This window comes from Caballeronia sp. GAWG1-5s-s (assembly GCF_023631445.1).
GTDB lineage: Bacteria > Pseudomonadota > Gammaproteobacteria > Burkholderiales > Burkholderiaceae > Caballeronia.
Map to the genome: position 1 here is coordinate 344674 of NZ_JALQDC010000022.1, position 26484 is coordinate 371157.

Below are 26484 nucleotides of genomic sequence, written 5' to 3' on the forward strand. Positions count from 1 at the left end.
GTGAGTGTCGAAGCGACACACTGATAACCTTAGGACGCGTGCAGCCGCTATTCAAGCGATCACGAGTCCGAGCGCGAAAACGCTTCTGAGAGCGAAGCAATTGCTTGCGCCGCGCGCGGGCGCTTCAGCCGATCAGCTTCAGCCCCGCCGGCAAGGTCTCGCCGAACACGCGGCCTTCGTCGGCGCGATCCAGCGCGACGGTCTCGCTCACCATCGCGATCCACGATTGCGCGGCGCCTTGCGTCGTGAGCCGTTCGATGACGGCGGCGCGCACGTCGTCCGCGATGTCGCGCGAGCGGTCGCCGGTCATGCGCGCGATCTGCACCGCCGCGAACGCCGCAGGCTCGACCTTCTTCCAGTCGAGCGCGAGGATCGCATGGAGCCAGCGCGCCGCGACCTCCGGCGGCACGACGCCATGCGCGCTGCCATAGAACGGCTGTCGCGCGCCGATGCGCCCGACCGCCCACCAGCTTTGCAGATTCTCCGAAGGCTTCTTCAGGCGCGTGAGCAGCCACTCGCCGACCTCGACCTTGCGCTCGACCGGCACGCGTTCGAGCGATGCCGCGAGCCGCACCATGTCCTCGTAGCCCGCGCGCGCCGCGCCCGCCGCTCGTCGATAGCGGCTCGTGCCGGGCGGCTGGAGCACGAAAGCCATGTCGTCGAGCAGACGCAACTGCGCCGCTTCATCGAGCCCGCCGGCCGCGCGCCGCCAGAGGGTCCACCATTCCGACCAGATCTGGTTCTCGTTGACGTACTGGATGCCCTGATCGAAGAGCGTCCACAGTTGCTCGACGCGCCATTCGTCGAGCGGATGCCCGAAGCCGGGACGCATCGCATAGCCCGCGAGGTTGAGCCACAGGCGTTCATGGTCGGCGCTGCGCCGACGCTTCTTCGCGCGGTCCCAGAGCGCGCCGAACAATTCGCGCAGAAGCGCGATGTCCCACGTGTCGCGCGGGCCGAGCGCCTGTTCGAGCTGCGCGCGCAGCCGCTTCACTTCCTTCGGAGCGACGTCCTGCGCGCGCGTGCCGAAGGTGCGGTCGATCAGTTCGATGGCTTTCGGCAGCGCCGGATGCGTCTCTCCGGCGGCGGCATCGCCCTTCGGCTCTTCGCGGCGCAGCTGGAATTCGAGCAGCCAGCGTTGCGCGGGATCGTCGGTGGCGATGCAGTGCATCTCCAGCGTGCCGACTTCCGTGAGCGATGTCGTGAGCTGCACCGGCGTCTCGCTCGGCTTGCCGGCGCTCGCGTGGCCGCGCGGATCGACGACCGTCGCGATCGGCGGCAGGCGCACGAAGTCGCCGCCTGCGGCGCTCACATCGGCGATTTCGCCTGCCCGGTACGCGGTATCCGCGACCGACGAGACGAGGTGAAAGCGCACCGGCGCGCCGAGTCGCAGCGCGAAGGTGCGATCGGCGAGATGGATGGCCTGGCCTTCTTCGGTGCCGCGCGGCAGCACGCAGACGCCGCGCGACGCCTCGCCGTCTTCGTCCAGCAGCAGAAAGTAGCTTCGCGCCGAGCCGCCGCCGATCTTCGGCGCATGGCCCGCGCGCGCGAGCGCATAGGCGACCGCGCCGCGCGCGACGGCCACGTCGGGATCGTCGTTGGCGAGCACGTGCACCGGCTCGCCGCGCCAGTGGCCGAGCGTATCGGCGACGCGTTTCGCCAGCGGCGCCGCGCGGAACACGCCGCCGTTTAGCAGCAGCGTGTCGGGAACGGGAAGGGCGTCATCGGCTCTCGGAGCTTCGCGCAACGCTTCGCGCGAAGGCGTCGCATGTTGTGCGAGGAACGCCGCGACGTGTCGCGTGATCGCCGGATCGCTCGCATAAGGCAGCCCGAATTCGACGATCCCGGCGCGCGTGCGTCCCGGCCGCTCGTTCTCGGACACCAGCGGAAAGAAGCCCTCGACGATGATCCGTTCGATCTCTTCGCGCGTCACCTCCGCCGATCGCGCGCCGCCGATCAGCTTCGATCCCGCGCCGAGCAGCGTGATCGACGCCGACGCGGGCGCGTTTTCGCCGAGCAACTGCTCCTTGGCGGCGCGGCACCGCTCGACCAGTTGCGACAGCCGCGCCGCCGACAGCCGCCCGTCGCCGCCCGCGAGCTGCTTCTCGACGAGATGCGCGAGCGCGAGGTCCATGTTGTCGCCGCCGAGCATCAAGTGATTGCCGACGCCGATGCGCGTGAGACGCGGCTCTTCGCCGTCGCCGGCTTCGACCTGAATGAGCGTGAGATCGGTCGTGCCGCCGCCGACGTCGCAGATCAGCACGAGGCGCGTCTTCGCGAGCTCGTCGCGGAGCGTTTCGCGGTGGTGAAAGAGCCAGTCGTAGAACGCGGCCTGCGGTTCTTCGAGAAGCCGCAGCGCGTGAAGGCCGGCCATGCGCGCTGCTTCGACGGTGAGGGCGCGCGCGCCTTCATCGAAGGAGGCGGGCACCGTGAGCACGATGTCCTGCGCTTCGAGCGGCGCGTCGGGGAACTGCTGGTCCCACGCGGCGCGCACGTGCGCGAGATAGCTCGCGCTTGCGGCGACGGGCGAAACCTTCGCGACATCGTCGCTCGCGCCCCACGGAAGAATCGGCGCGACGCGATCCACCGATGCATGCGAGAGCCAGCTTTTCGCGCTCGACACGAGCCGCCCCGGCACCTGCGCGCCGAGATGGCGAGCGAGGCGTCCGACGATCGCGGGCGGCTCGGTCGCACAAGCCGGCGACCACGGCAATTGCACGTCACCCGGCGCGAGCTCGCCCGGCGCGGGGTGATACCGCAGCGACGGCAGCAGCGGCTGCGCGGCGACTTCGCCGGGACCGACGAGCTGCTCGACCGGAAACACGCGGATATCGTTCGAGCCGGCCTCGGCATAGGCGACGACGGTATTGCTCGTCCCCAGGTCGATGCCGACGCGATACCGCGCGCCCAACGCCGCCGACGGCTTCTTCTTGCGCGTTGACACTTACAGGCCCGCGCCGTGATCCGCGTTTGCGCTGCCGCGCACGTCGAACTCGACCTTCCAGCGTTCCTGCGACCCGCGCGGGACCGCTTCGAGTTCCAGCGTGCCGGCTTCCGTCACGCGCGCGTGCAGCTTGACCGGCACGACTTCGCCGGGCGTGCGTCCTTCGGACGGCAGCGATGCTTCGATCTCTTCCAGTTCCTGCAATTCGTCCGGCTGCCAGTAATCGAGCAGCGTGCCGACCTGATCCTGCCTGCGCACCGACGAGCCGAAGAAGCGGAAATGCACCGGCTCGCCGACGACGAGCCCGAATTCCTGCGCGGGCAACGCCGCGTCGGTGCCTTCCTCCATGCCGAACGGCGCGACGCACAGCGCGGACACGGGCGGCTCCAGTCCGGGCACGGCCGGCATCGCCGATTCGACCGCCACGTAATACGCCCGCGCCGTGCCGCCGCGAATGCGCACGCCCTTGCCACGCCGCACGTAGCCGTAATAGGCCGCGCCGCGCGCCACCGCGAGGTCCAGGTCCGCGCCTTCCAGTAGCCGCGCAGGCGGGGCGTTCTCGGCGGCGAGCCACGCGTTGAGCGTCGTCATCACGCGTTCGACCAGCAAGTGCGACTTGAACACGCCGCCGTTGAACAGCACGGCGGTGGGGTGCAAGAGCGTGGCGCCGGGCGGCACGTCGCGCTGAATGCCCTCGACTTCGGCGAGCGCGTTCACTTGCCGGCCGAGGAACGCGGCCAGATGGCGCGTGACGGCCGCATCCTGCGCGTACGGCAGCCCGAGTTGCGTGAGACCGACGCGAGCGCGCGCCACCGGGCGGGCGGACGCATCCACTTGCGGGAAGAAGCCTTCGAGCAGAATCTGTGTGAGCTCGGCGCGCGTGAGTTCGGTGCGCAGCGATCCGCCGATCAGCTTCGAGCCGCGGCTCGGCACGACGAGCGGCACGGTGTCGGTATTCGGATCGGAGAGCAGCGTTTCCTTGGCCGACCGGCACGCGTAGGTCAGCGCGCGCAACTGCCACGGATCGGGCTGCGTGCCTTGAGTGGCGAGCTTGCGAGCGACGACGTGCGCGAGCGCGAGATCCATGTTGTCGCCGCCGAGCAGAATGTGCTCGCCGACCGCCACGCGATGCAGTTCGAGATTGCCTTCGCGCTCGACCACCGCGATCAGCGACAAGTCGGTCGTGCCGCCGCCGACATCGACGACGAGAATCACGTCGCCCACCTTCACCTGCTTGCGCCAGCCGCCGCCCGACTTCTGGATCCAGCTATAGAGCGCCGCCTGCGGTTCTTCGAGCAGCGTCATGCGCGCGTAGCCGGCGGCCGCGGCCGCTTCGGCCGTGAGCTCGCGGGCGGCGGGATCGAACGAGGCGGGAATCGTCACCGTGACGTCCTGCTGATCGAACGGCGCGTCCGGATGCGCGTGGTTCCACGCCTCGCGCAAATGCGTCAGATAGCGCACCGAGCTTTCCAGCGGCGACACGCGCTCGACTTCCTCGGGCGCGTCGGCCGGAAGGATCGCGGCTCGCCGGTCCACGCCGGGGTGGCACAGCCAGCTTTTCGCGCTCGACACGAGCCGGATGGGCGTGCCCGCACCGCGGCTGCGCGCCAGTTCGCCGACGATGAAGGGCCGCTCCTGCGTCCACGGCAGCGTGAGGTCGCCGGGCGCGAGTTCGTTCGGATGCGGCAAGTAGAGGAACGACGGCAGCAGATCGCGCTCCTCGGCGGCGCCGGGCGCGGTCAACTGGGCGATGGACAGCACGCCCTGCGCGGTTCTCTCGCCGTCGCTCGCGGACAAGTCCACGTACGACAGCGCGCAATGCGTCGTGCCGAGATCGACGCCGATCGAATAGCGCGGCGTGTTTTGCTGGTCGAAGTCGCTCATAGCTCCACCTCCGCCGGGGCGACGATGCTGGCGTCATGCGTCTGCGCGAGCTTCGGCAGGCGCGTTTCCTCGACCTTCCATCCGCGATGGCTGATGCTGCCGTTGAACGGCGGCTTGCCGACGACGTTGCCCGTCAGACGCACGGCGCTTGCGTCGAAGCCGTCCGGCAGCGTGATGCGGCTGCCTTCCGCTTCGCTGCGCACCGGCTTGATGGTGAAGTGCTCGCGCAGCACGGCGCGGCAGCCGTCGTGCACGAGGCGCGCGGCCGCGCCGATGTCGGCGTCGCTGTAATTGGCGATGTCTTCCTCGACGAAATCGATGAAGCGGGCGTCGCGCTGGAGGAGGCCCAGCAACTGGAGCGCGGCGACCGGGCTCGCTTCCTTCAGGGGCGAGGGCGCGGGCGCTGCCGGGGCAACGGGCGCTGCGGCGGGCGCGGGCGTCTTGATGGGCGCCTCGGGTGCTTGGGGCGCTTCGCCCGCTTCGCGCAGACGCTGCACGCGGCCGGCGAACGCGCTGTTGCCGAGGATGCCGAAAAACGCGCCGAAGGCGATGGATAGCCGGCCGAAAAAGGACGGATTCATGTCGGTCATGGATGATGCTCCTGTAGGCCGCGTTCGAGGACGACCTCATCCTCGGGCGGCGCGGGTGGCCGAGTTCGGTGGCTGACCGGCCGCAAAGGGCCGGTTGCCGTGGATGCTGCGTCGGCGCGACATGCATCGCGCGCCGGTGAGACGAGCGCAGGAAACGCCGGGGCGTTCGTGCCTCATCCCGTTATTGTCCATGAAGTTGCGGATCACGCGGGAAAACATCCTCGCGGGCGGGTCTGGGCTGGCCGCTCGTCGGGGGCGTTGGACGCGGTGGCGGCGCTCATTCTCGGGATTTGTGGGGGTAAGTCAAGGTGGGGCGGGGTGGGCGCGTTGGCGCGGGGGCAATGCTGAAGCGTCGGGCTTTCACGGTCGGAACGCGAGTCGAGGCCAAGTCCGGGTTAGGATGCGGGTGCGACTGCGAGTGGGAGTCTGATCTGACGGCAAGTCCACGCGCAGCTCAAGTCGTGATCTGAGCCGCGAGTCCGAGGCCCAAGCCTCGACCCCAGAGCGGTAGCGCGAAGCCCCGGCTGCAAGCTGCCACGCGCAAACTACAACCCACGAGCCACGAGCCACGAGCCACGAGCCACGAGCCACGAGCCACGAGCCACGAGCCACGAGCCACGAGCCACGAGCCAATTCGGGCGCGACGCATCCGCGGATTGATTGAGCGAAGCGCAATCAATCGCTGGCGGGCGTGGCATCACACAAGCAGCGCGGACGACACCATCTAAACGGCGATGCCATCACGGCACCGGCGAGTGATCATCCAGCCGAACGAGGCGGGGCGGAGCCGAAGCTCGCACGCCGATCGCCCGACGCGGTCCATTCACGGATTCTTGTGGAATGCGCCATCTCCGGTGTGGTCCGCGCCGCTTCAGGCTCTCACATCGAACCCGGCCATATACCCCACCGCATCGCTCCCATCCCACACGCGGCCATCGCAGAAAATAGCGGCTTGCCCTTCCGCAGGAATCGGCACGCCCGAAGCGTCCGCCGCCTCCCGATACAGCGCCGTTTGATTCACAGCCGCGGCCACGGCGGCGTCATCGCTCTCGCCGGCGAGCATGCCCCATCGACGGTACTGCGTGATGAACCACAAGCCTTCGGACGCGCGTGGATAGTTCACCGCGCCTTCATCGAAGAAGCGCACGGGCGCGATGCCGCGCGGCGAGCCGAGCCGTGCTTCGATCAGTTCGCGCGGCACGCTCAGCAAATCCGACGAAGCCAACGCTTGCGCAATCTCCGCGCGGTGCTCGGGCCGGTCGACCCACGCGCACGCATCGAGCATCGTGCGCACCAGCGCGCGCGCGGTATTCGGATACAGCGCGACGAAATCGCGCCGGCAGGCGAGCACCTTCTCAGGATGATCCGGCCATATCTCGCTCGTATGGACGACCGTGCATCCCGCGCCACGCGCTTCGGCCACCGCATGCCACGGCTCGCCCGCGCAGAAGCCGTCGAGCGTGCCTTCGGCGAGCGCCTCGGCCATGCGCGGCGGCGGAATCACCACGCTGCGCACGTCGCGCAGCGGATGCACGCCATTCGCCGCGAGCCAGTAGTAGAGCCACATCGCATGCGTGCCGGTCGGGAACGTCTGCGCGATAACCGGCACGCGACCGAGCGATGTCAGCGCGTCCTTCACGCTGGCCCCTTTGCGGATCGCGTCGGCGATCGGATTCGAGAGCGTGATCGCCTGTCCGTTGCGATTGAGCACCATGAGCACGGCCATGTCAGCCTGCGGCCCGCCGATGCCGAGTTGCACGCCGTACACGAGTCCGTAGAGCGCGTGCGCCGCGTCGAGTTCGCCCGACAGAAGTTTGTCGCGCACGACGGCCCACGACGGTTGCCGGCATAACTCGATTTCGATGCCGTGGCGTTGTCCCATCTCGCGCAGCGCGGCGGCGGCGAGCGGCGCCGCGTCGCTGAGCGCGACGAAGCCGAGCCGCAGATGGGTGCGTTCGGGCGCGTGCGTGGCAGATGAAGCGGATTTGGGCGAATTCATGACTTGATAGGGAGTACTGTCTAACCGAGCAGGTCGGCCACGGAAAGAAGCTGACGGGCGATCTCCGCGACTTTCACGCCCTGATCCATCGCGCGTTTGCGCAGCGTGGCGTAAGCGTCGTTTTCCGACATGCCGCGCCGTTCCATCAGCAGACGCTTCGCGCGGTCGATCAGCTTGCGTTGCGCGAGTTCGTTCTCGACTTGTTCCAGCCGCAGCCGCAGCCGCGCCTCGTGAGCGAAGCGCGCGAGCGCGACCTCGATGATCGGCGCGAGCCGCTCCGGCGCGAGGCCATCCACCGAATAGGCGGTCACGCCCGCGCCGACGGCCGCGCGGATGAACTGCTGGTCCGCGTCGTTGCTGAACATCAGCACCGGGCGCGGGGCGGCCTGATTCATCACCGCGAGCTGTTCGAGCGTGTCGCGCGAAGGGGAGTCCGTGTCGATGATGACGACATCCGGCTTCTGGCTCTCGACGGCCGCATGCAGCTGGGCAGGCGCGGCGACCTCGGCGAGCATCTCATAGCCCATGCGGGCGAGCTGATCGCGGAGATCGCCGATGGGCTTGTCTGTGTCGGTGACGAGTAGGACGCGAAGCATCTGTTGAGCCGGAAGCGGTGTTCGAGGTATCGGTGGATTCGACTCTAACGCACGGCGCAACGAGCGAAAACCTGGCCGAATGGCATAGGCCGCATGACGGCGTCGCTCAGGCCGCGTGAGCGAAACCGTGCTCGCTGCGCGCCGCCGAATCAACCGCAAAGCCCACCGCTTCACCGATCGCTCCGCCCACGAAGATCACAGCCGGGCTGCCGAGCCCGGCTGCCGCAGCATCGGTGGCAAGGCGATCGAGCGTGGTCACGAGCCGCTTCTCATGCGCCGAGCCCGCGTGCTGCACCACCGCTGCCGGCGTGCTGGCGGGCAGCGCGTCGAGCAGCGTCGCCGCGATACGCGCAATGCGGCTCATGCCCATGTAGATGGCGAGCGTCATGCCGGTGGCCGCGAGCGCGCGCCAGTCGGGCTCGCCGTGATCCTGCATGTGCGCCGTCACGAAGGTCACGCCCTGGCAATGGTCGCGATGCGTGAGCGACACGCCGAGACTCGCCGCCGCCGCAAAGCCCGACGACACCCCGTTCACGATATCCACCGCAATGCCCACGCCGCGCAGCGCGGTCAGTTCCTCGCCTGCGCGACCGAACAACAAGGCGTCGCCGCCCTTCACGCGCACGACGTGCAGGCCCTTCTTCGCATAACGCTGCATGAGGCGCTCGATGAACGCTTGCGGCGTGGACTTGCAGCCGCCGCGTTTTCCCACGCGAATCACGCGAGCGCGCGGCGCGAGCGTGACGATGTCCTGATTCGCGAGGTCGTCGAGCAGCAGGATGTCCGCTGCGGCGAGCACGTTGGCGGCGCGGATGGTCAAGAGATCGAGGTCGCCCGGGCCTGCGCTCAGCAGCGTGACTTTGCCTGGGTTCTTCGCGGGAGTGGTGCTCATATTCGGTCCTGTATCGCATGTTGCTGGAATCGGCGCGGCGAACGCGCAAAGCGTCCGCTCGTGTCGGGCACGAGGGACGCCGTTGTCCGTGGTTCGCAGTCGGTGCGTTCGATCCGTCAATACTCATGCGCCAAGGCGTCGTTGCCGTGGCCTTCGTTCTAATGCAATAAGCGGGCCATTTTCTCTGTGGGTGCTGCCCGTGACGAAGAAGTCGCGCGGACAATGGGTATCGGCGTACGCTAACCGGTTCGTACACATGTGGCCATGCATCGCCCTTCGCACGTGATGGGTGCTGCGTCGCACCATCGCTGTGCCGGCGTGCATCCGAATGCGACGCGCGATGCATGCACGCAACGAGTGCGCCCTCCGCGCAAAGCCTTACGCCGCAAGCGAAAGCGGACGATGCCACGCGCATGGCATAGCCCTTGCCTTTAGTCTCGCCATCGGATCAACGGCGATCCGTCCTGAACATAGCGCCCGGCTGATTGAAGCCAAGTGGGCACGGACAACGGCGTCCCCTGCATCTGGCCATCGGCCCGATGCGCGGGACGCCTTTCTTTTTGCGGAAAGACGATGGATAAAGCCACCCGAATCGATCTATTCAGCTTGCGCACGGCGCCCATGCGCGCCTTCCATCTCACGTGGATGGCGTTCTTCGTGTGCTTCTTCGCGTGGTTCGCGTGCGCGCCGCTCATGCCGCTCATCAAGCGCGAATACGGACTCAACGCAGACCAGATCGCCAACATCAACATCGCAGCGGTCGCGGTGACGATTCTCGTGCGGCTCGTGGTCGGCCCGATGTGCGACCGCTTCGGCCCGCGCAAGGTGTATAGCGCGCTGTTGCTCGCCGGCGCGGTGCCGGTCATCGGCGCGGCGCTTTCCACGGGATACGACAGCTTCCTGTGGTGCCGGCTCGCGATCGGCGCAGTCGGCGCGAGCTTCGTCATCACGCAGTACCACACGTCGGTGATGTTCGCGCCGAACGTCGTCGGCACGGCCAACGCGACGACCGCAGGCTGGGGCAACGCAGGCGCGGGCGCGGCGCAAGCCCTCGTGCCCTTGCTCGTCGCGGCGGCGATTGCATTGGGCGCGGGCGAGGCATCGGCATGGCGTATCGCGCTGATCGTGCCGGGCTTGGCGATGCCTGTCATGGCTTTCTTCTACTGGCGTTATACGCAGGACTGTCCGCAAGGCGACTTCGCGCAACTGCGTCGGGCGGGCATCGCCATCGACGGCGGCAAGAAGGGCGGCTGGCAGAGCTTTGTCACCGCCTGCGCGAACTATCGCGTATGGATGCTCTTCGTGACGTATGGCGCGTGCTTCGGCGTCGAGGTGTTCATCCACAACATCGCGGCGGTCTATTACGTCGATCACTTCGGGTTGTCGCTCGGTCAGGCGGGCATGGCGGCGGGCAGCTTCGGCTTGCTTGCGTTGTTTGCCCGCGCGCTCGGCGGCTGGCTCTCGGATAAAGCCGCCGCGCGGCGCGGCCTCGACATACGCGCGACGTTGCTCTTCGTGCTGATCGCGGGCGAGGGCGTCGGTCTCTATGCGTTCGCGCATGCGGACAGCATCGCGCTTGCCGTCATCGCGATGATTGCGTTCGGTCTCTTTACGCACATGGCATGCGGCGCGACGTATGCGCTCGTGCCGTTCATCGACCGCAAGGCGCTCGGCGGCGTGGCCGGCGTGATCGGCGCGGGCGGCAATGCAGGCGCGGTAGCCGCGGGCTTTCTGATGAAGGGCGTCGGCAACGTGCAACAGACGCTCTCGCTGCTCGGCGTGCTGGTCGCGGGCTCGGCGCTGTGCGCCATCGCCGTGCGCTTCTCTCCCGAACACAAGGCCCGCGAAGCCGCGCTGCGTGAAAGCGCGCTCGCAGTCAATAACGGCGTTGCCCACTGAGGAAAGGTCCCTGTCATGAAGATCGTTGTCATCGGCCACGGGATGGTCGGCCACAAATTCCTCGAATGCCTCGCCGAAAGCGCCAATGAAGCACTGCATGTCACGGTGTTGTGCGAGGAACCGCGCGCAGCGTACGACCGCGTGCATCTGTCGGAGTTTTTCGCGGGCAAGTCGGCGGACGACCTGTCGCTCGTCGAAGCAGGCTTCTTCGAGCGTTCCGGTTACGCGCTGAAGCTGAATGCGAGAGCCGTCGCCATCGATCGCGCCGCGCGTACCGTCACGATATCGACCGGCGAAACGCTCGCCTACGACAAGCTCGTCCTGGCGACCGGATCGTATCCGTTCGTTCCGCCGGTAGAAGGTAAGGACCGCGAAGGATGTTTCGTCTATCGCACCATCGAAGACCTGCAAGCGATGCAGGCGTTCGGCGCGCGTTCGAAGACGGGCACGGTGGTGGGCGGCGGTTTGCTCGGGCTCGAAGCCGCGAAGGCGCTGCGCGACATGGGGCTTCAAACGCACGTCGTCGAATTCGCGCCGCGCCTGATGGCCGTGCAAGTGGACGAAGGCGGCGGCCGCGTGCTGCGAAGCAAGATCGAGGCGCTCGGCGTGACCGTGCATACGAACCGCAATACGCTTGCCATCGTCGACGGCGAAGGCGCGGTCAACCGCATGAACTTCGCGGACGGCGCGCATCTCGACACGGACATGATCGTGTTCTCCGCAGGCATTCGTCCGCGCGACGATATCGCGCGTTCCGCAGGCCTCGAAGTCGGCCCGCGCGGTGGCATCGTGATCGACGACGCCTGCCGCACGAGCGACGAGCATATCTACGCGATCGGCGAATGCGCATCGTGGAACGGTCAAGTGTTCGGCCTCGTGGCGCCGGGCTACGACATGGCGCGCATCGTCGCTAAGCAGTTGTCGGGCGAAGCGGCGTCGTTCGCGGGCGCGGACATGAGCACGAAGCTCAAGCTGATGGGCGTGGACGTGGCGAGCATCGGCGATGCGCACGCGAAGACGCCCGGCAGCCGCTCTTATCAATTCAGCGATGAACGCAAGCAGGTCTACAAGAAGCTCGTCGTATCGGAATGCGGCAAGTATCTGCTCGGCGGCGTGATGGTCGGCGATGCGACCGAGTACGGCACGCTCTTGCAGTTCATGCTGAACAAGATGGAACTGCCCGAAGCGCCGGAATTCCTCATTCTTCCGCAAGCCGATGGCAAGGCCAAACCGGCGCTCGGCGTCGAGGCATTGCCGGACGGTGCGCAGATCTGCTCGTGCAACAACGTGAGCAAAGCCGAGATCTGCGCGGCGGTCTGCGCGGGCGCGACGAGCATCGGCGCATTGAAGAGCGCGTGCAAGGCGGGCGCATCGTGCGGCGGCTGCGTGCCCCTCGTCACGCAAGTGATGAAGTCGGAGATGAGTCGTCAGGGCCTGGCGGTGAACAATCACCTGTGCGAACACTTCGCTTATTCGCGGCAGGAGCTGTATCACATCGCGCGAGTCGAAGGGCATCGCACGTTCGCGTCCCTGCTCGCGAAACACGGCAAGGGCCTCGGCTGCGATATCTGCAAGCCGGTGGTCGCAAGCATTCTCGCTTCGTGCTGGAACGAATTCGTGCTCAAGAAAGAGCACGCCAGCTTGCAGGATTCGAACGATTACTACCTCGCCAACATCCAGCGCGACGGCACGTATTCGGTCGTGCCGCGCATGGCGGGCGGCGAAGTCACGCCCGATGGCCTGATCGCCGTCGGTCAGATCGCGAAGAAATACGGGCTCTACACGAAGATCACCGGCGGGCAGCGCGTGGATATGTTCGGCGCGCGCGTCGAGCAATTGCCGCTCATCTGGGAAGAGCTCATTGCGGCCGGCTTCGAATCAGGACATGCGTACGGCAAGGCGCTGCGCACGGTCAAGTCGTGCGTCGGCTCGACGTGGTGCCGCTACGGAGTCGGCGATTCGGTCGGCCTCGCGGTGCAACTCGAGAATCGCTACAAGGGCTTGCGCACGCCGCACAAGATCAAGTTCGGCGTATCGGGCTGCACGCGCGAATGCGCCGAAGCGCAGGGCAAGGATATCGGCGTCATCGCGACCGAGAAAGGGTGGAACCTGTACGTCTGCGGCAACGGCGGCATGAAGCCGCGTCACGCGGAACTGCTCGCGTCCGATCTGGATCAGGCGACGCTCGTGCGTTACATCGATCGCTTCCTGATGTTCTACGTGCGCACCGCCGACCGCCTGCAGCGCACGAGCGTATGGCGCGACAACCTCGAAGGCGGTCTCGACTACCTGATCGATGTGGTCGTCAACGACAAGCTCAATATCGCCGATGAGCTGGAAGCCGAGATGCAACTCGTCGTGGACACCTACGAAGACGAGTGGAAGAAGGCCGTCACCGACCCTGAAACCCGCAAGCGCTTCCGTCATTTCGTGAACAGCGACAAGGGCGATGAGACCGTGACCTTCGTGGAAGAGCGCGGTCAGATCCGGCCCGCGACGCCGGATGAGCGCAAGACGAAGCGCATCGAAATCCCCGTTGTCGTCGAAACCGTCTGAACACAGGAGCACATCATGAACGACCGTATCGAACCGGACTGGACCGCTGTTTGCGAGCTGGACGATATCGTGCCCGACACGGGCGTCTGCGCGCTCGTCAACGGCGCGCAGGTCGCCGTGTTTCACATCGCGGCGGATGCGAACACGGTGTACGCGATCGACAACGTCGACCCGCACTCGCAGGCCGCCGTGCTCTCGCGCGGCATCGTCGGCAGTCTCGGCGAACGGATCGTCGTGGCCTCGCCGCTCTACAAGCAGCACTTCGATCTGCGCACGGGCGAATGCCTCGAAGCGCCGGAGCGTTCGGTCAATGCGTATCGCGCGCGCGTCGCGGGCGGCAAAGTCTGGATCGCGGCATGAGAACCGAATATGCGGTTGCGGCTGCGGCAGGCGCGGCTCGCATCGAGAGGCAGAAGCTCGTGGTGATCGGCAACGGCATGGCCGGCATGCGCACCGTCGAAGAGTTGCTGAAGATCGCGCCTGAGCTGTACGACATCACCGTGTTCGGTGCCGAACCTCACGGCAACTACAACCGCATCATGCTCTCGCCGGTGCTCGCCGGCGAGAAGAGCATCGACGACATCGTCATCAACACGCGCGAATGGTACGACGCGAACGGCATCACGCTGCATGCGGGCGATGCGGTCGTCGAAATCGATCGTGCGCGCCGTATCGTGCGATCGGAGAAAGGACGCGAAGCACGGTACGACCGCTTGTTGATCGCGACCGGATCCACGCCGTTCGTGATTCCCGTGCCGGGCCGCGATCTTCCGGGTGTGATCGCGTTCAGAGACATTCGGGACGTCGAAACGATGCGCGAGGCTGCGCGCCGTCATCGCCGCGCCGTTGTCATCGGCGGCGGACTGCTTGGGCTCGAAGCGGCGAACGGGTTGCAGCGACAGGGCATGTTGGTCACCGTCGTGCACGCGAGCGATAGCCTGATGGATCGGCAACTCGACGCGAGCGCGTCCGCACTGCTCAAGCGTTCGCTCGAAGCAAAGGGCCTCTGCTTCGCGATGGCCGCGCAAACGACCGAGATCGTCGGCGAGGAACGCGTGCGAGCGGTGCGCTTTGCTGACGGCACGGAGATCGAGGCGGACCTCGTCGTGATGACCGCGGGCGTGCGCCCGAATATCGCGCTGGCGAAGGCTTCGGGTTTGCACTGCGATCGCGCGATCGTGGTGGACGATACGCTGCAAACGTTCGATCCGCGCGTATATGCGGTCGGCGAATGCGTGCAGCATCGGTCGGCCACGTTCGGTCTGGTCGCGCCGATCTGGGATCAGGCGCGCGTGGCCGGCGCGCATCTCGCGGGCGCGGGGCATCGGCGTTACGTGCAGCGTGCAACCGCGACCAAGCTGAAAGTAACCGGCGTGGACCTGTATTCCGCGGGCGATCTTATCGGCGGGGAAGGCAGCGAAGATCTCGTGCTGCGCGACCCGCGCCGCGGCGTATACAAGCGACTCGTGCTGCAAGCGGGCCGCGTGATTGGCACGGTCCTGTATGGCGACGTGAAGGACGGCGGCTGGTACTTCGATCTGATTCAGAGCGGCACCGATGTTTCGCGCTATCGCGACCGCTTGTTGTTCGGCAAGACACTTTGCGAAGGGGCCGCATGAGTAGCATGGACATCATTCCGATCACTCGCGCCGACCCGGTCGGCGTGCGCACGACATGCCCTTATTGCGGCGTGGGATGCGGCGTCGTCGCGACACGGCGCACGCCGGTCGACGTTGCCATTGCAGGCGACGAAACGCATCCGTCGAACTTCGGCCGTCTGTGCGTGAAAGGCTCGGCGCTCGGCGATACGGTCGGCCTCGAAGGGCGGCTGCTGCATCCGAAGCTGCGCGACAAGGCGACGGGCGAGCTCAGCGACGTGTCGTGGGACGATGCCATCGGCACGGTGGCGAGCGGCTTTGCCCGCATCATTGCCGAACACGGCGCGGATGCCGTCGCGTTCTATGTGTCGGGGCAGTTGCTGACCGAGGACTATTACGTCGCGAACAAGCTCATGAAGGGCTATGTCGGCAGCGCGAACATCGATACGAATTCGCGGCTCTGCATGTCGTCGTCGGTGGCGGGGCACAAGCGCGCATTCGGCGAAGACCTGGTGCCGATGAACTACGAAGACCTCGAACTCGCGGACCTGATCGTGCTCGTCGGATCGAACACCGCGTGGTGCCATCCGATCCTTTTTCAGCGCATGATGAAGGTGAAGGAAGCGCGGCCGGACGTGAAGATCGTCGTGATCGATCCGCGCTACACCGCGACGTGCGAGATGGCGGACCTGCATCTTCCATTGAAGCCCGGCAGCGACGTTCGGCTGTTCAATGGACTGTTCGCGTTTCTCGCGGCGCATGGCGCAACGGATGCCGCGTTCGTCGACGCTCATACCGATGGCTACGACGCGGCGCTTTCGGCAGCGGGAGCCGCGGACATCGAACAAGTGGCGCGCGACTGCAAGGTGGATGCGCACGACCTGCTCGCGTTCTATCGACTCTTCACGCGCACCGAGCGTGTCGTCACGGTCTATTCGCAAGGCGTCAATCAATCGAGCGCGGGGACGGAAAAGGTCAACAGCATCATCAACTGTCATCTGGCGACGGGGCGCATCGGCAAGCCGGGCATGGGGCCTTTCTCGTTCACGGGCCAGCCCAATGCGATGGGCGGCCGAGAAGTCGGCGGCCTCGCCAACACGCTCGCCGCGCATCTCGAACTGGATAACGCGATGCACCGCGACACGGTGCAGACGTTCTGGTCTTCGCCGCGCATGGCAACGCGGGTCGGTCTGAAGGCCGTCGAACTGTTCGATGCCATCGAAGCAGGCCGCGTGAAGGCAGTGTGGATCATGGGCACGAATCCGGTGGTGAGTCTGCCCGACGGCGATCGCGTCAAGCGGGCGCTCGACAAGTGCGAACTGGTCGTTGTATCGGACATCATCGAGAAGACGGATACCAACGCCTTCGCGCATGTGCTGTTGCCCGCGCTCGGATGGGGCGAGAAGGAAGGAACGGTGACCAACTCCGAGCGGCGCATCTCGCGTCAGCGCGCGTTTCTGCCCGCGCCGGGACATGCGCGTGCCGATTGGCGCATCATCTGCGATGTCGCGCGGCGCATGGGCTTCGATGGTTTCGACTTCGACGCGCCGCACGAGATTTTCGACGAGCACGCGCGTCTTTCCTCGTATCGCAACGATGCGGAAAGCGGCGTGTATCGCGCATTCGATATCGGCGGACTGGGCGATCTGACACGCGAGCAGTACGATGCGCTGGAGCCGGTGCAATGGCCGCTGCGTGCCACGAAAGCCGCCAGCAACACACGGTTGTTCGAAACGGGCCGGTTCAGTCATGCGGACGGCCGCGCGCGTTTGATCGCAACGCCGCCGCGCGCGCCCGTCAATGCGCCTGATAGCGAATATCCGTTCGTGCTCAATACCGGACGCGTGCGCGACCAGTGGCACACGATGACGCGTACCGGTCGTTCAGCAAAGCTCGCAGGACATATCAGCGAGTCGTTCCTCGACATGCATCCGCAAGACGCGCTCGCATGCGGCGTGCGTGAAGGCGAACTGGCGCGGATCACGAGCCGCTGGGGTTCGATGATCGCTCGCGTGCAACACAGCGGCGGCATGCAGCGCGGCAGCGTTTTCGTGCCGATCCACTGGAACGACCAGGTGGCATCGGATGCGCGCGTGGGCGCAGTGGTGAATCCCGTTGTCGATCCGGTGTCGGGCGAGCCCGAGTTCAAGCATACGCCCGTGGCCGTCGAGAAATTCCATGTGACGTGGCACGGCTTCTCGCTTTCGCGCAGCACGCCGGCGCTCGATTCGGTCACGCACTGGACGCGCGTTCATGGCGACCGTTTCATGCGTTATGAACTCGCGGGACGCAATCGCTTCGATGCCTCGCATGGCGATCATCACGATTGGGCGCGTGCATTTCTCGGGGTCGACGATCCGCATGCCGACTGGATCGAGTATGAAGACAAGAGCGCGGGCGTGTATCGCGCGGCGCATGTGGTGGACGATCGCATCGAGAGTTGCCTGTTCATCAGCGAGCGCCCGGACCTGCCGGCGCGCGCATGGCTCGCGAGTCTCTTCGACAAGGAGCGCCTGAGCGATGAAGACCGCGCGAGCCTCTTGCTCGGCCAGGCGATCGGCAAGGGCGAAGACACGGGACCGACGGTGTGCTCGTGCTTCGGCGTGGGCCGCAACACCATCTGCAACGCGATCCGCGAGAAAGGGCTGAAAACAGCGGCGCAGGTCACTGCGTGCGTGAAGGCGGGCGGCAATTGCGGATCGTGCGTGCCGGAGTTGAAGAAGCTCATCGTGGAGACAGAGATGGCGCAACTGAGCGTCGGTTGACCCCTCGCCTCGTCTATCCGGCGGGCCGCACGCCGATCTTGCCTTCGCGCGCTTGCGATGAGTGCGGCGCGCCGTTCTTCGCAAGGGCGTGCTCAGTGCCGCGCATGCGTAGTTCGTGCATCGGCCGATCGTCGTTGCCGAAGCGCGCGACGGAGAACGCGAATGTATTGATGCCGTTCTCGCTCGTGGCCGACACCGTGCCGCGATGCATCTCGGCGACCGCTTTCACGATGGCAAGCCCGAGCCCGTGATTCTCGCGGCTATTCGTTCGCGAACTTTCCGCGCGATAGAAGCGGTCGAACAGATGTTCCATGATGTGCGGCGCAATCGGCTCGCCGGGATTGGCGACCGCTATGCGCACGCGCGTCTGCTCCCGCTTGATCGACACCGATATGATCGCGCCCGGCGCGCAATGCTGAATCGCGTTCATCACGAGATTCGACAATGCGCGTCCGAATAGCGATGTGTTCACGAAAGCACGCGCATCTCCGCTCGATACCGCGCGCACGTGCGCTTCTTCGAGCGGAATCTCCAGGAAGTCCAGCGTGCGTTGCACTTCCGCGGCAAGCGACACTTCCACGAGGCCCGTCGCGCGTTCGCCCTGATCGGCGCGTGCGAGGAACAGCATGTCGTTGATGATCGCGCGCACGCGCTCGAATTCCTCCAGATTCGACTGCAACGTATGACGCAGTTCTTCTATCGGACGGTCCCGCGTCAATGCCACTTCGGTTTGACCGATGAGAATGGTGACAGGCGTACGCAGTTCGTGCGCGACATCGGCGTTGAATGCTTCGAGGCGGCCATATGCATGATCGAGCCGCTCCAGCGCGCCGTTGAATGACTTCGCAAGGTCTTCCAGTTCGAACGGCAACGAGCGCGTGTTGAGCCGTTGCGAGCGATTGTTCGGACTCACGCTCTGCGCATCGCGCGTGAGTCGCGTGAGCGGCGCCAGGCCGAGCCGCGCGACCGAGTAACTCAGCAGCAATACAGCGACGGTCGCGAGCGCCGTCAGCGCGGCAAGCGCCACGCCGAATACGCGCATGGTGCGCACGTTCGGCGAGCAGTCCACCGCGACGAAAAGCTGTAGCGGCGGACGGTCGGCGTTGGGCGGGATCGTGAGCGTGGTCATCAGCATGTCGTACGCGCGGCCTTCGGGCTTGAAGCGCGCATAGCCGCCGAGCACGCGCTTGGTGACGTGCCCCGCAGGCGGCGTGCCGTAGCTGAAGCGCGCGTCGTTGCTCGTCACCGCGAAGAGCGTGGAGCCGTCGCGCGGCGTTATGTCAGCGAGCTTCTCTTTCGCGATCTTCCACTTGTCCGCGTTGGACACATGGGTGACGATGAGCCGCGCAATCTCGGCGCGGTTATCGAGCGAATCGCGCAAGTGCTGTTCGAGCTGCACGCGAAGCACGAGAAAAAGCCCCGAGCCCACGAGCGAGAACACGAACAGCGCGACGAGCGCGAACATGACCGCAAGCCGCCGCGCGATGGAACGCTGCGAACGCGGCAGATTCTGTGCGTGCGGACCCTCGTGCGATGCTGCCCACGGAACGTTCATGATGGCCTCGCGTCTTCCCTCGTGTCACGTGCGTCGCGCGGCTCGCGCACTTCGAGCACGTAGCCCATGCCGCGCACCGTATGCAGCAGCTTCGTGCGAAACGGTCCGTCGAGTTTCGCGCGCAAGCGTTTGATCGCGGTCTCGACCACGTTCGTATGGCTTTCGAAATCCACTTCCCATACGAGCTCGGTGATCGCCGTCTTCGACAGGATATCGCCGTGACGACGCGCGAGCACGCTCAGCAGCTGAAACTCTTTCGCGGTCAGATCGAGACGCACGCCGTCACGGGTGGCGCGTCGTCCGATGAGATCGACGTAAAGATCTCCGACCGAAATCAGCGTGGATTCCTGCGCGCGCGTGCGCCGTGCGAGCGCATGCAGCCGCTCGACAAGTTCCAGAAAAGAGAACGGTTTGGTGAGGTAGTCGTCCGCGCCTTCGCGCAGTCCGCGCACGCGGTCATTGATGTGATCGCGCGCGGTGAGCATGATGACCGGCGTCGACTTCTGCATGCGCAGCGCCTTCAGCACGGCGAAGCCATCGCGCCGCGGCAGCATCACGTCGAGCACGATCACGTCGTAGTCGTATTCGACGGCGAGATGCGTGCCTTCTTCGCCATCCATCGCGACATCGACGACCCATCCTTGCTCGGTCAGGCCGGAACGCAGGTAATCGACCACCTTGTGTTCGTCTTCCACTATCAGGACTTTCATGCCTGCACCTGTGTGTTCAGTGTGTGCTTATTGTGTCGCGGCGGTATTCACTTGGCACGCGCGTCGGCGACATCTTGCGTCTGCGCCGGCTCGCTCACATCCCATCCGCCGCCCAATGCCTTCACGAGCGCGACCGATACCGTATGCTGCTGGCCGCGAATCTGCACGTCCTGCCGCTCGCTCGTAAGCAGCTGCTGCTGCGCCGTGATGACATCGAGATAGGCGACGAGGCCGCCGGAATAGCGGTCATTCGCGAGCGAGAGCAGACGCTGCGCATCCATCACGGCGGCATGCGACTGTTTCGCTGCGCCATCCAGCACCGAGAGCCCGACGATGCCATCCTGTACTTGCTGGAACGCGTTCAACACGGTCTGACGGTAATTCGCTTCGGTTGCGCGATACCCCTCGCTCGCGAATGCGACCGCCGCCGAGCGACGGCCGCCATCGAACACGACCTGGCTCGCCATCGTGCCGATGGTCCACAAGAGACTCGGCGCGGAGATCAGGCTCGTGAGCGCGGTGCTTTCCCAGCCGATGGAGCCGTGCAACGTGAGGCTCGGAAAGAACGCGGCTTTCGCGACCCCGATCTGCGCGTTGGCGGCGGCCATCGCGCGTTCCGCAGACGCGACGTCGGGTCTGCGTTGCAGCACGTCGCTCGGCACGCCGAGCGGTATCGGCGGAATCGGGCGTTCATCGACTCTCGCGGCAATCGAGAATTGCGGCGCGGGCGTGCCGACCAGCGCGGCGATTGCATGCTCGTATTGCGCGCGCTGATTGAGCAGCAGTTGCGCTTGCACACGCGTCGAATCGAGCTGCGATTGCTGTTGCAACACATCGAGGCCGGATACCGCGCCGAGACTGTGCTGCGTGTTCACATAGTCGAGCGCCTTCTCCTGCAACTGCACCGAGCGATTGAGCACGTCGATCTCAGCATCGAGTTCGCGCATCGAGAAGTAAGCGCTCGCGAGATCGGTAGTCAAGACGAGGCGCGCGTTGGCAAGGTCATCGCGCGTCTGGTCTTCCGATGCCTGCGCGCTTTCCACTTCGCGGCGAATGCGGCCGAACAGATCGAGGTCATAATCGACCGTGGGCGCGAGCTTGAGATCGTTCTGCACGGTGGACATGCTCGGCGTGCTGTAGCTGTTCACCGGGCGATTGCGCGAGGTGCGCGTGCGTGCCGCCTGTGCGCCAAGATCTACTTCGGGCAGCGCGAGCGATGACGTCTGCGCGAGTGTAGCGCGAGCCTGCTCGTAATGCGCGCTCGCGGCGGCGAGCGTCTGGTTCTGCGCGAGCGCCTGCGTTTCGAGTCCGTCGAGAATGTCGTCATCGAAGCCGCGCCACCAGTCGAGAGCGAGCGGCGCGTGCGAAGGCTCGCCCACGCGCCAGTACGAGTCCGTCTTCCATGTCGGCGGCGTCTCGGCAAGCGGGCGCTGATAGTCGGGTCCGACCGTGCAGGCCGCGAGCATCGACAGCAACGCGATAGAGGCGATGCGTCTCATGATGCGGCCTTCTTGTCGCTCGCCTGCTGCTCGGGTTGCTGCGGTTGTTGCTGCTGCTCGTGCGGCTGGCCTTGTTGCGGTGCGATCACGACATGATCGCCGTCCGCCACCGAGTCGCTCGGGTTGATGATGATCTTGTCGTTCGCTTCGATGCCGCTCTCGATTTCCAGCGTCTGCCCGAGGTCCTGCGCGATCACGATCTTGTGGAGATGCACATGTCCGCTCGAATCGACGACGGCCAGGCGCGGACCTTCCGAGCGAAATAGCAACGCATTACCGGGAACGATCAGACGCGCATGCGCGACGGACGGCACCGCGACCTGCACATACGCACCGGGGCGCAGACGTCCATCGGCATTGGGCAGGGTCACTTCGATTTGCAGCGAACGCGTGGGCACGTCGATCGCGCCGGAGATGTGCGTGATCTTGCCGTGGAACTGTTGTCCCGGCAGCTCGGCTTGCGTGACGACCACCTGCTGCCCGACCGACACGTTTTGCGCGTAGGCCTGCGGCAGTTGCACATACACGCGCAACGGATCGGACTGCGCGAGCGCGAAGAGCGCGCGGCTTGCGCCACTGCCTGCATCGATGAGATCGCCGACATCCACATTGCGCTGCGTGACGACGCCAGCGAACGGCGCCACGATACGCTTGAACGATTCGAGCTGGCGCAGGCGCTTCACGTTGGCATCGGCGGCGGCGAAGTTCGCGACATCCTGGTTATAGGTGCTCTGGCGTTCATCGAGTTCCTGCTGGGAAACGGCATCGCGTTGGCGTAGTTGCTTCCACCGTTCGAGCGATGTCTTCGCGAGCCCAAGGCTCGATGCGGTCTGGTCGCGTTGCGCGACGGCCTGCGCGAGTTCCTGATCGATCTCGGGCGTGTCGAGATCGGCGAGCAATTGTCCCTGTTTCACGCGCGCGCCGATATCGACGTACCAGTGCAGCAGATAACCGGTTGCGCGCGCGTAGATCGGCGACTCGACGAAGCCGCGCAACGTGCCCGGCAGCGTGGTCTCGCCGCTGCCGTCCGTCTGTGTCGGCGACGCCACGTTGACGTATTGCTGCGCGTTCTGCTGCGTGCGCGTGGCGACCGAACGGTTATGCATGAGGTCGCTCACGACCGTGCGCGCGGCGCCTATCGCCAGCAGCGCGAGCACGATCACGATTGCAATCTTCGCGCGCTTCCATTCGAGATTGCGCGGCGGCAACGCCGGGCCTTCGTCGGGATCCCGAGCGGGAATGGCCAGCGATGCGTGGTTCTTTTCAGTCATGTTCGGCTTCGGGCGTGATGCGGTTCAGTGTTGATCGTGATGCTGCGCTTCGTCTTTGCGCCGCGCGCGGCGTGCGAGCCGCGCGTGAATGCCGGCGAACACGAGCGGCACGAAGAAGAGCGTCGATACCGTTGCGAAAAGCAGGCCGCCGATCACCGCGCGGCCGAGCGGCGCGTTCTGCTCCGCGCCTTCGCCGAGGCCGAGCGCCATCGGAATCATGCCGATGATCATCGCGAAGGCGGTCATCAACACGGGGCGAATGCGGCTCGCGCCGGCTTCGAGCGCGGCCGTGAGCGGCGGCGCGCCGGCCGCGAGGCGTTGCCTTGCGAAGGACACCATCAGGATGCTGTTGGCGGTGGCGACGCCCATCGTCATGATTGCGCCGGTCAGCGCCGGAACGGACAGATGCGTGCCCGTGAGAAAGAGCATCCAGATGATGCCTGCAAGCGCGGCAGGCAATGCGCTCACGATGATGAGCGGATCGATCCATGACTGAAAGTTCACGACGATCAGCAGATACACGAGCACGATCGCCATCGCGACGCCGACGCCCAGACCGAAGAACGATGTGCGCATGGTCTCCACCTGTCCGCGCACGGCGATCTGGCTTCCGCGTGGCAGCGTGCCGCGCGCCTGATCGACGAGCTCGTTCACGCGACGCGCGACGCTGCCGAGATCGCGTCCTTCCACGCTCACGAAGATGTCGATGACAGGGCGGATGTTGTAGTGCGACACGACCGCGAACTGACTCTGCGGGGACAAACGCACGAGGTTGCCGAGCAATTGCGTCGGCCCCGTGCCGGGCGCGGAGACGGGCGTGCGCATCAGTTCATCGACCGACGATATCTGATACTGCGGCGTCTGCACTGCCATGTTGTATTCGACGCCATTGCGCGGATTGAACCAGAAGCCCGGCGACGTCTGCGAACTGCCCGACAGCGAAATCAGCACGTTTTGCGCGACATTGCTCGCAGACAGATTGAGCTGCTGCAAGCGCGTGCGGTCCATCACGAGATTGAGCGTGGGTTGGTCGAGCTTCTGCTGGATATGCGTGTCCACGTTGCCGGGGATCATGCGTATCTGCTTCATCAGGTTGCTAGCGACCTGAAAATTGCCTTGCTGGTTTTGCCCTTGAATCTGCACGTCGATGGCCGCGGGGAGACCGAAGTTCAGGATTTGCGTGACGATATCCGCTGGCTGAAAGAAGAATTCGACGCCGGGAAAAAGGCGCGGCAGCAGGGAACGCAACTGGTCGATGTAGGTTTGAGTCGGCGCATGATCGGGCTTGAGCGCGACCTGTATCTCGCCATCCAGCGTGCCGATCGTGCCCGCGTTGCTATATGACAAGTTGATGCCGCTATACGGCAGGCCGAGGTTGTCGAGAATGGTGGCGAGTTCGTCCTGCGGCACGACTTTGCGCACGACCTTCTCCACTTCGTCCGCAAGACGCGCCGTTTCCTCGATGCGCGTGCCGGTCGGGGCGCGCATGTGCATGCGGATATCGCCGGCGTCCACGCTCGGGAAGAAGTCTTCGCCGAGCACGAATACCAGTCCTGCCGACAACAGACAGAACCCCAGAAATAGCGAGCCGAAGACGCGTCGCCGCACGAGCAGGCTGCTCAGAATGACGATGTAAGCAGCGCGCATGCGTTCGAAGCCATGATCGAACCGGCGATGCAGCCGCATGAAAAGATTTGGTTTGGCCTTCGCATCCGCTGCGTGCGCGTGGCCCATCAAAAGCATGGCGAGCGTCGGCACGAGCGTGCGCGACAGGACATACGACGCGAGCATCGCGAAGACGACGGCTTCCGCGAGCGGCACGAACAGGTAGCGGGCCACGCCGGTCAGGAAGAACATCGGCACGAACACGATGCAGATGCATAGCGTGGAAACGAGCGCAGGCACGGCGATTTCGCCCGCGCCTTCGAGAATCGCTTCGTGCAGGTCCGTGCCCATGTGCAGATGGCGCTCGATGTTCTCGATCGTCACCGTCGCGTCGTCGACCAGAATGCCGACAGCAAGCGCCAGGCCGCCGAGCGTCATGATGTTGATGGTCTGCCCGAGCGCATGCAATGCGAGCAGCGAAGAAAGAATCGACAACGGAATCGAGACGGCGATGATGCACGTGCTGCGCCAGTTTCCGAGAAACAGCAGGATCATGGCGGCGGTCAATGCGGCGGCAATCAGCGCTTCGCGTACCACGCCTTCAACGGCGGCCTTGACGAAGACGGACTGGTCGAACAGTGCCGTGATCTTGAGATCTTGCGGCAGCGCCGCTCGCGCTTGCGGCAAGAGGCTGTGCAACGTATTGACGATGGCGAGCGTCGACGCATTGCCGTTCTTCAACACGGAGATGAGCACGCCGCGCCGGCCGTCCTGTCGCACGATATTCGTCTGCGGCGAGGAGCCGTCGCGCACGTGCGCCACTTCGCGCAAGTACGTGGTGGCGCCGTTGACCGTGCGCACCGGGATGTCGTTCAGGCCCGCAACCGTCGTCGGCGAGCCGTTCATGTTGATCGTGTATTCCTTCGAGCCGATCTTCGCGGTCCCGGTCGGAAGAATCAGGTTCTGCGCGTTGACGGCGCTCACCACGTCTATCGGCGTGAGACCCTTGGCAAGAAGCGCGCGCGTGTTCAGGTCCACGGAAATCAGGCGCGTCTTGCCGCCATACGGATACGGCACGGCCGCGCCCGGAATGGTCACCAGTTGCGGACGCAGAAAGTTGAGCGCGGTGTCGTTCAGTTCCTGCTCCGACTGCTTCGGACTCGACAGGCCGAGCTGAATCACCGGAATACTCGACGCCGAATAACTGATGACGAGCGGCGGCGTCGCGCCCGGCGGCATCTGCTTGAGCTGCGCCTGCTCGACGGCGACCGTCTGCGCAATCGCCGTCTGAATGTTGGCGGTCGGCTGCAGGAAAAGCTTGATGATGGCGATGCCCGGAAGCGATTGCGACTCGATGTGCTCGATGTTATTGACCGTCGTCGTGAGACTGCGCTCGTTGACGGACGTGATGCGATTGGCGATGTCCTGCGAGGACAAGCCCGTGTACGTCCAGATGATGCTGACCACGGGAATGTCGATCTCTGGCAGCACGTCTACCGGCGTCGTCAACAGGACGAACGGCGTGGCCAGCACGATCATGATGGCCATGACGATGAACGTATAGGGGCGCTTCAGCGCAACGTTGACGATCCACATTGAGTCGTTAGGAGAGTGCGGGGAAGGGCGCCGGAATCGCGCTTGTCAGCGCGCGGCGTTCCACGAAGAGGCGGGCGCCTTACGTTCGGTGCCGCTATGGTAGTGCGCGGGCACCAACGAGATAATGACGCGAAAATGGCGCTGCCGTCATATTCGATCGATTACGCGCGAACGTTCGGACGTTTATGAATCGCGGAGCAACCGCGCGAGGCGGTCGCTCCATGACGGCATCAGTTCACGTTAACGTTGGTGTCGTTGGATGAGGATTGCGGAGTCGCGGAGCGATACACGCTTGCGCCGGTATAGATGCCCTCGCGTCGGTCAAGGAAGCTGCCGGGATATCGTTGATCGTCGACGCCCGGAAAGTAGCCGGCCCGCTCGGCTCGAATCAGGTCGTCGTGGACCTGCTGCCGCGTCAAACCGTTCGACTGCGCGGCGGCGGCAAGCGGCGAGAGTGCGAACACAACGATGGCAATGCGCGTGACTGGCTTCATGGCGAACTCCTCATGCAGATGATGGACGGAC

Annotated in this window: 17 protein-coding genes; 5 read left to right on the forward strand and 12 right to left on the reverse strand. The window is 65.3% G+C overall.

What is annotated here, in order from left to right:
- Positions 1-124: 124 nt before the first annotated feature.
- The 6 genes from NCR34_RS15900 to cobA form a co-directional block, all read right to left on the reverse strand.
- Entirely contained in the window at positions 125-2944 is a 2820-nt protein-coding gene (locus NCR34_RS15900; RefSeq protein ID WP_250500425.1) for an Hsp70 family protein, read from the reverse strand.
- Positions 2945-4828 (reverse strand): Hsp70 family protein, encoded by a 1884-nt coding sequence (locus NCR34_RS15905; RefSeq protein WP_250500426.1) that lies wholly within the window; start codon positions 4826-4828, stop codon positions 2945-2947. It lies immediately after the preceding gene.
- Positions 4825-5418 carry a DUF2760 domain-containing protein gene (locus tag NCR34_RS15910; protein ID WP_250500427.1) on the reverse strand — a complete coding sequence of 198 codons (594 nt, stop codon included), beginning with the start codon at positions 5416-5418 and terminating at the stop codon, positions 4825-4827. Before NCR34_RS15910 ends, NCR34_RS15905 begins: the two co-directional genes overlap by 4 nt.
- 871 nt (positions 5419-6289) lie before the next feature.
- Positions 6290-7417: a CmpA/NrtA family ABC transporter substrate-binding protein gene (locus NCR34_RS15915; protein ID WP_250500428.1), complete on the reverse strand. Its 1128-nt coding sequence runs from the start codon at positions 7415-7417 to the stop codon at positions 6290-6292.
- Positions 7418-7437: 20 nt separating this feature from the next.
- Positions 7438-8013 carry an ANTAR domain-containing response regulator gene (locus tag NCR34_RS15920; RefSeq protein WP_250500429.1) on the reverse strand — a complete coding sequence of 192 codons (576 nt, stop codon included), beginning with the start codon at positions 8011-8013 and terminating at the stop codon, positions 7438-7440.
- 106 nt (positions 8014-8119) lie between these two features.
- Positions 8120-8905, reverse strand: coding sequence for a uroporphyrinogen-III C-methyltransferase (cobA, locus tag NCR34_RS15925; RefSeq protein WP_250500430.1), 786 nt, complete (start codon positions 8903-8905; stop codon positions 8120-8122).
- 573 nt (positions 8906-9478) lie between these two features.
- On the opposite strand from cobA, the gene NCR34_RS15930 reads away from it, so the two are divergent.
- The 5 genes from NCR34_RS15930 to NCR34_RS15950 are packed head-to-tail and all read left to right on the forward strand — an operon-like array spanning position 9479 to position 17723.
- A complete protein-coding gene (locus NCR34_RS15930) occupies positions 9479-10804 on the forward strand; it encodes an MFS transporter (RefSeq protein WP_250500431.1) in 1326 nt (441 codons plus the stop codon).
- A gap of 15 nt (positions 10805-10819) precedes the next feature.
- Complete coding sequence (nirB, locus tag NCR34_RS15935) at positions 10820-13360, forward strand: nitrite reductase large subunit NirB (protein ID WP_250500432.1); 2541 nt, start codon at positions 10820-10822, stop codon at positions 13358-13360.
- A gap of 15 nt (positions 13361-13375) precedes the next feature.
- The gene (gene nirD, locus NCR34_RS15940) at positions 13376-13720 is read left to right on the forward strand and encodes a nitrite reductase small subunit NirD (RefSeq protein ID WP_250500433.1); all 345 of its coding nucleotides are present in this window, start codon (positions 13376-13378) and stop codon (positions 13718-13720) included.
- A complete protein-coding gene (locus NCR34_RS15945) occupies positions 13717-14979 on the forward strand; it encodes an NAD(P)/FAD-dependent oxidoreductase (protein WP_250500434.1) in 1263 nt (420 codons plus the stop codon). Before nirD ends, NCR34_RS15945 begins: the two co-directional genes overlap by 4 nt.
- The gene (locus NCR34_RS15950) at positions 14976-17723 is read left to right on the forward strand and encodes a molybdopterin-dependent oxidoreductase (RefSeq protein WP_502800086.1); all 2748 of its coding nucleotides are present in this window, start codon (positions 14976-14978) and stop codon (positions 17721-17723) included. Before NCR34_RS15945 ends, NCR34_RS15950 begins: the two co-directional genes overlap by 4 nt.
- A 13-nt stretch (positions 17724-17736) precedes the next feature.
- Here NCR34_RS15950 and NCR34_RS15955 read toward each other — a convergent pair whose 3' ends face one another.
- From NCR34_RS15955 to NCR34_RS15980, 6 genes are all read right to left on the reverse strand, one after another.
- Positions 17737-19278, reverse strand: coding sequence for a heavy metal sensor histidine kinase (locus tag NCR34_RS15955; protein WP_284506573.1), 1542 nt, complete (start codon positions 19276-19278; stop codon positions 17737-17739).
- Positions 19275-19988, reverse strand: coding sequence for a heavy metal response regulator transcription factor (locus tag NCR34_RS15960; protein ID WP_175941383.1), 714 nt, complete (start codon positions 19986-19988; stop codon positions 19275-19277). The genes NCR34_RS15955 and NCR34_RS15960 overlap by 4 nt, the downstream gene beginning before the upstream one ends.
- Before the next feature lie 47 nt (positions 19989-20035).
- Positions 20036-21487, reverse strand: coding sequence for an efflux transporter outer membrane subunit (locus NCR34_RS15965; RefSeq protein ID WP_250500435.1), 1452 nt, complete (start codon positions 21485-21487; stop codon positions 20036-20038).
- Complete coding sequence (locus NCR34_RS15970) at positions 21484-22758, reverse strand: efflux RND transporter periplasmic adaptor subunit (protein WP_250500436.1); 1275 nt, start codon at positions 22756-22758, stop codon at positions 21484-21486. The genes NCR34_RS15965 and NCR34_RS15970 overlap by 4 nt, the downstream gene beginning before the upstream one ends.
- Positions 22759-22782: 24 nt before the next feature.
- Positions 22783-25959 carry an efflux RND transporter permease subunit gene (locus NCR34_RS15975; RefSeq protein WP_248322493.1) on the reverse strand — a complete coding sequence of 1059 codons (3177 nt, stop codon included), beginning with the start codon at positions 25957-25959 and terminating at the stop codon, positions 22783-22785.
- A gap of 230 nt (positions 25960-26189) precedes the next feature.
- Complete coding sequence (locus NCR34_RS15980; protein WP_250500437.1) at positions 26190-26453, reverse strand: DUF4148 domain-containing protein; 264 nt, start codon at positions 26451-26453, stop codon at positions 26190-26192.
- Positions 26454-26484 lie beyond the last annotated feature (31 nt).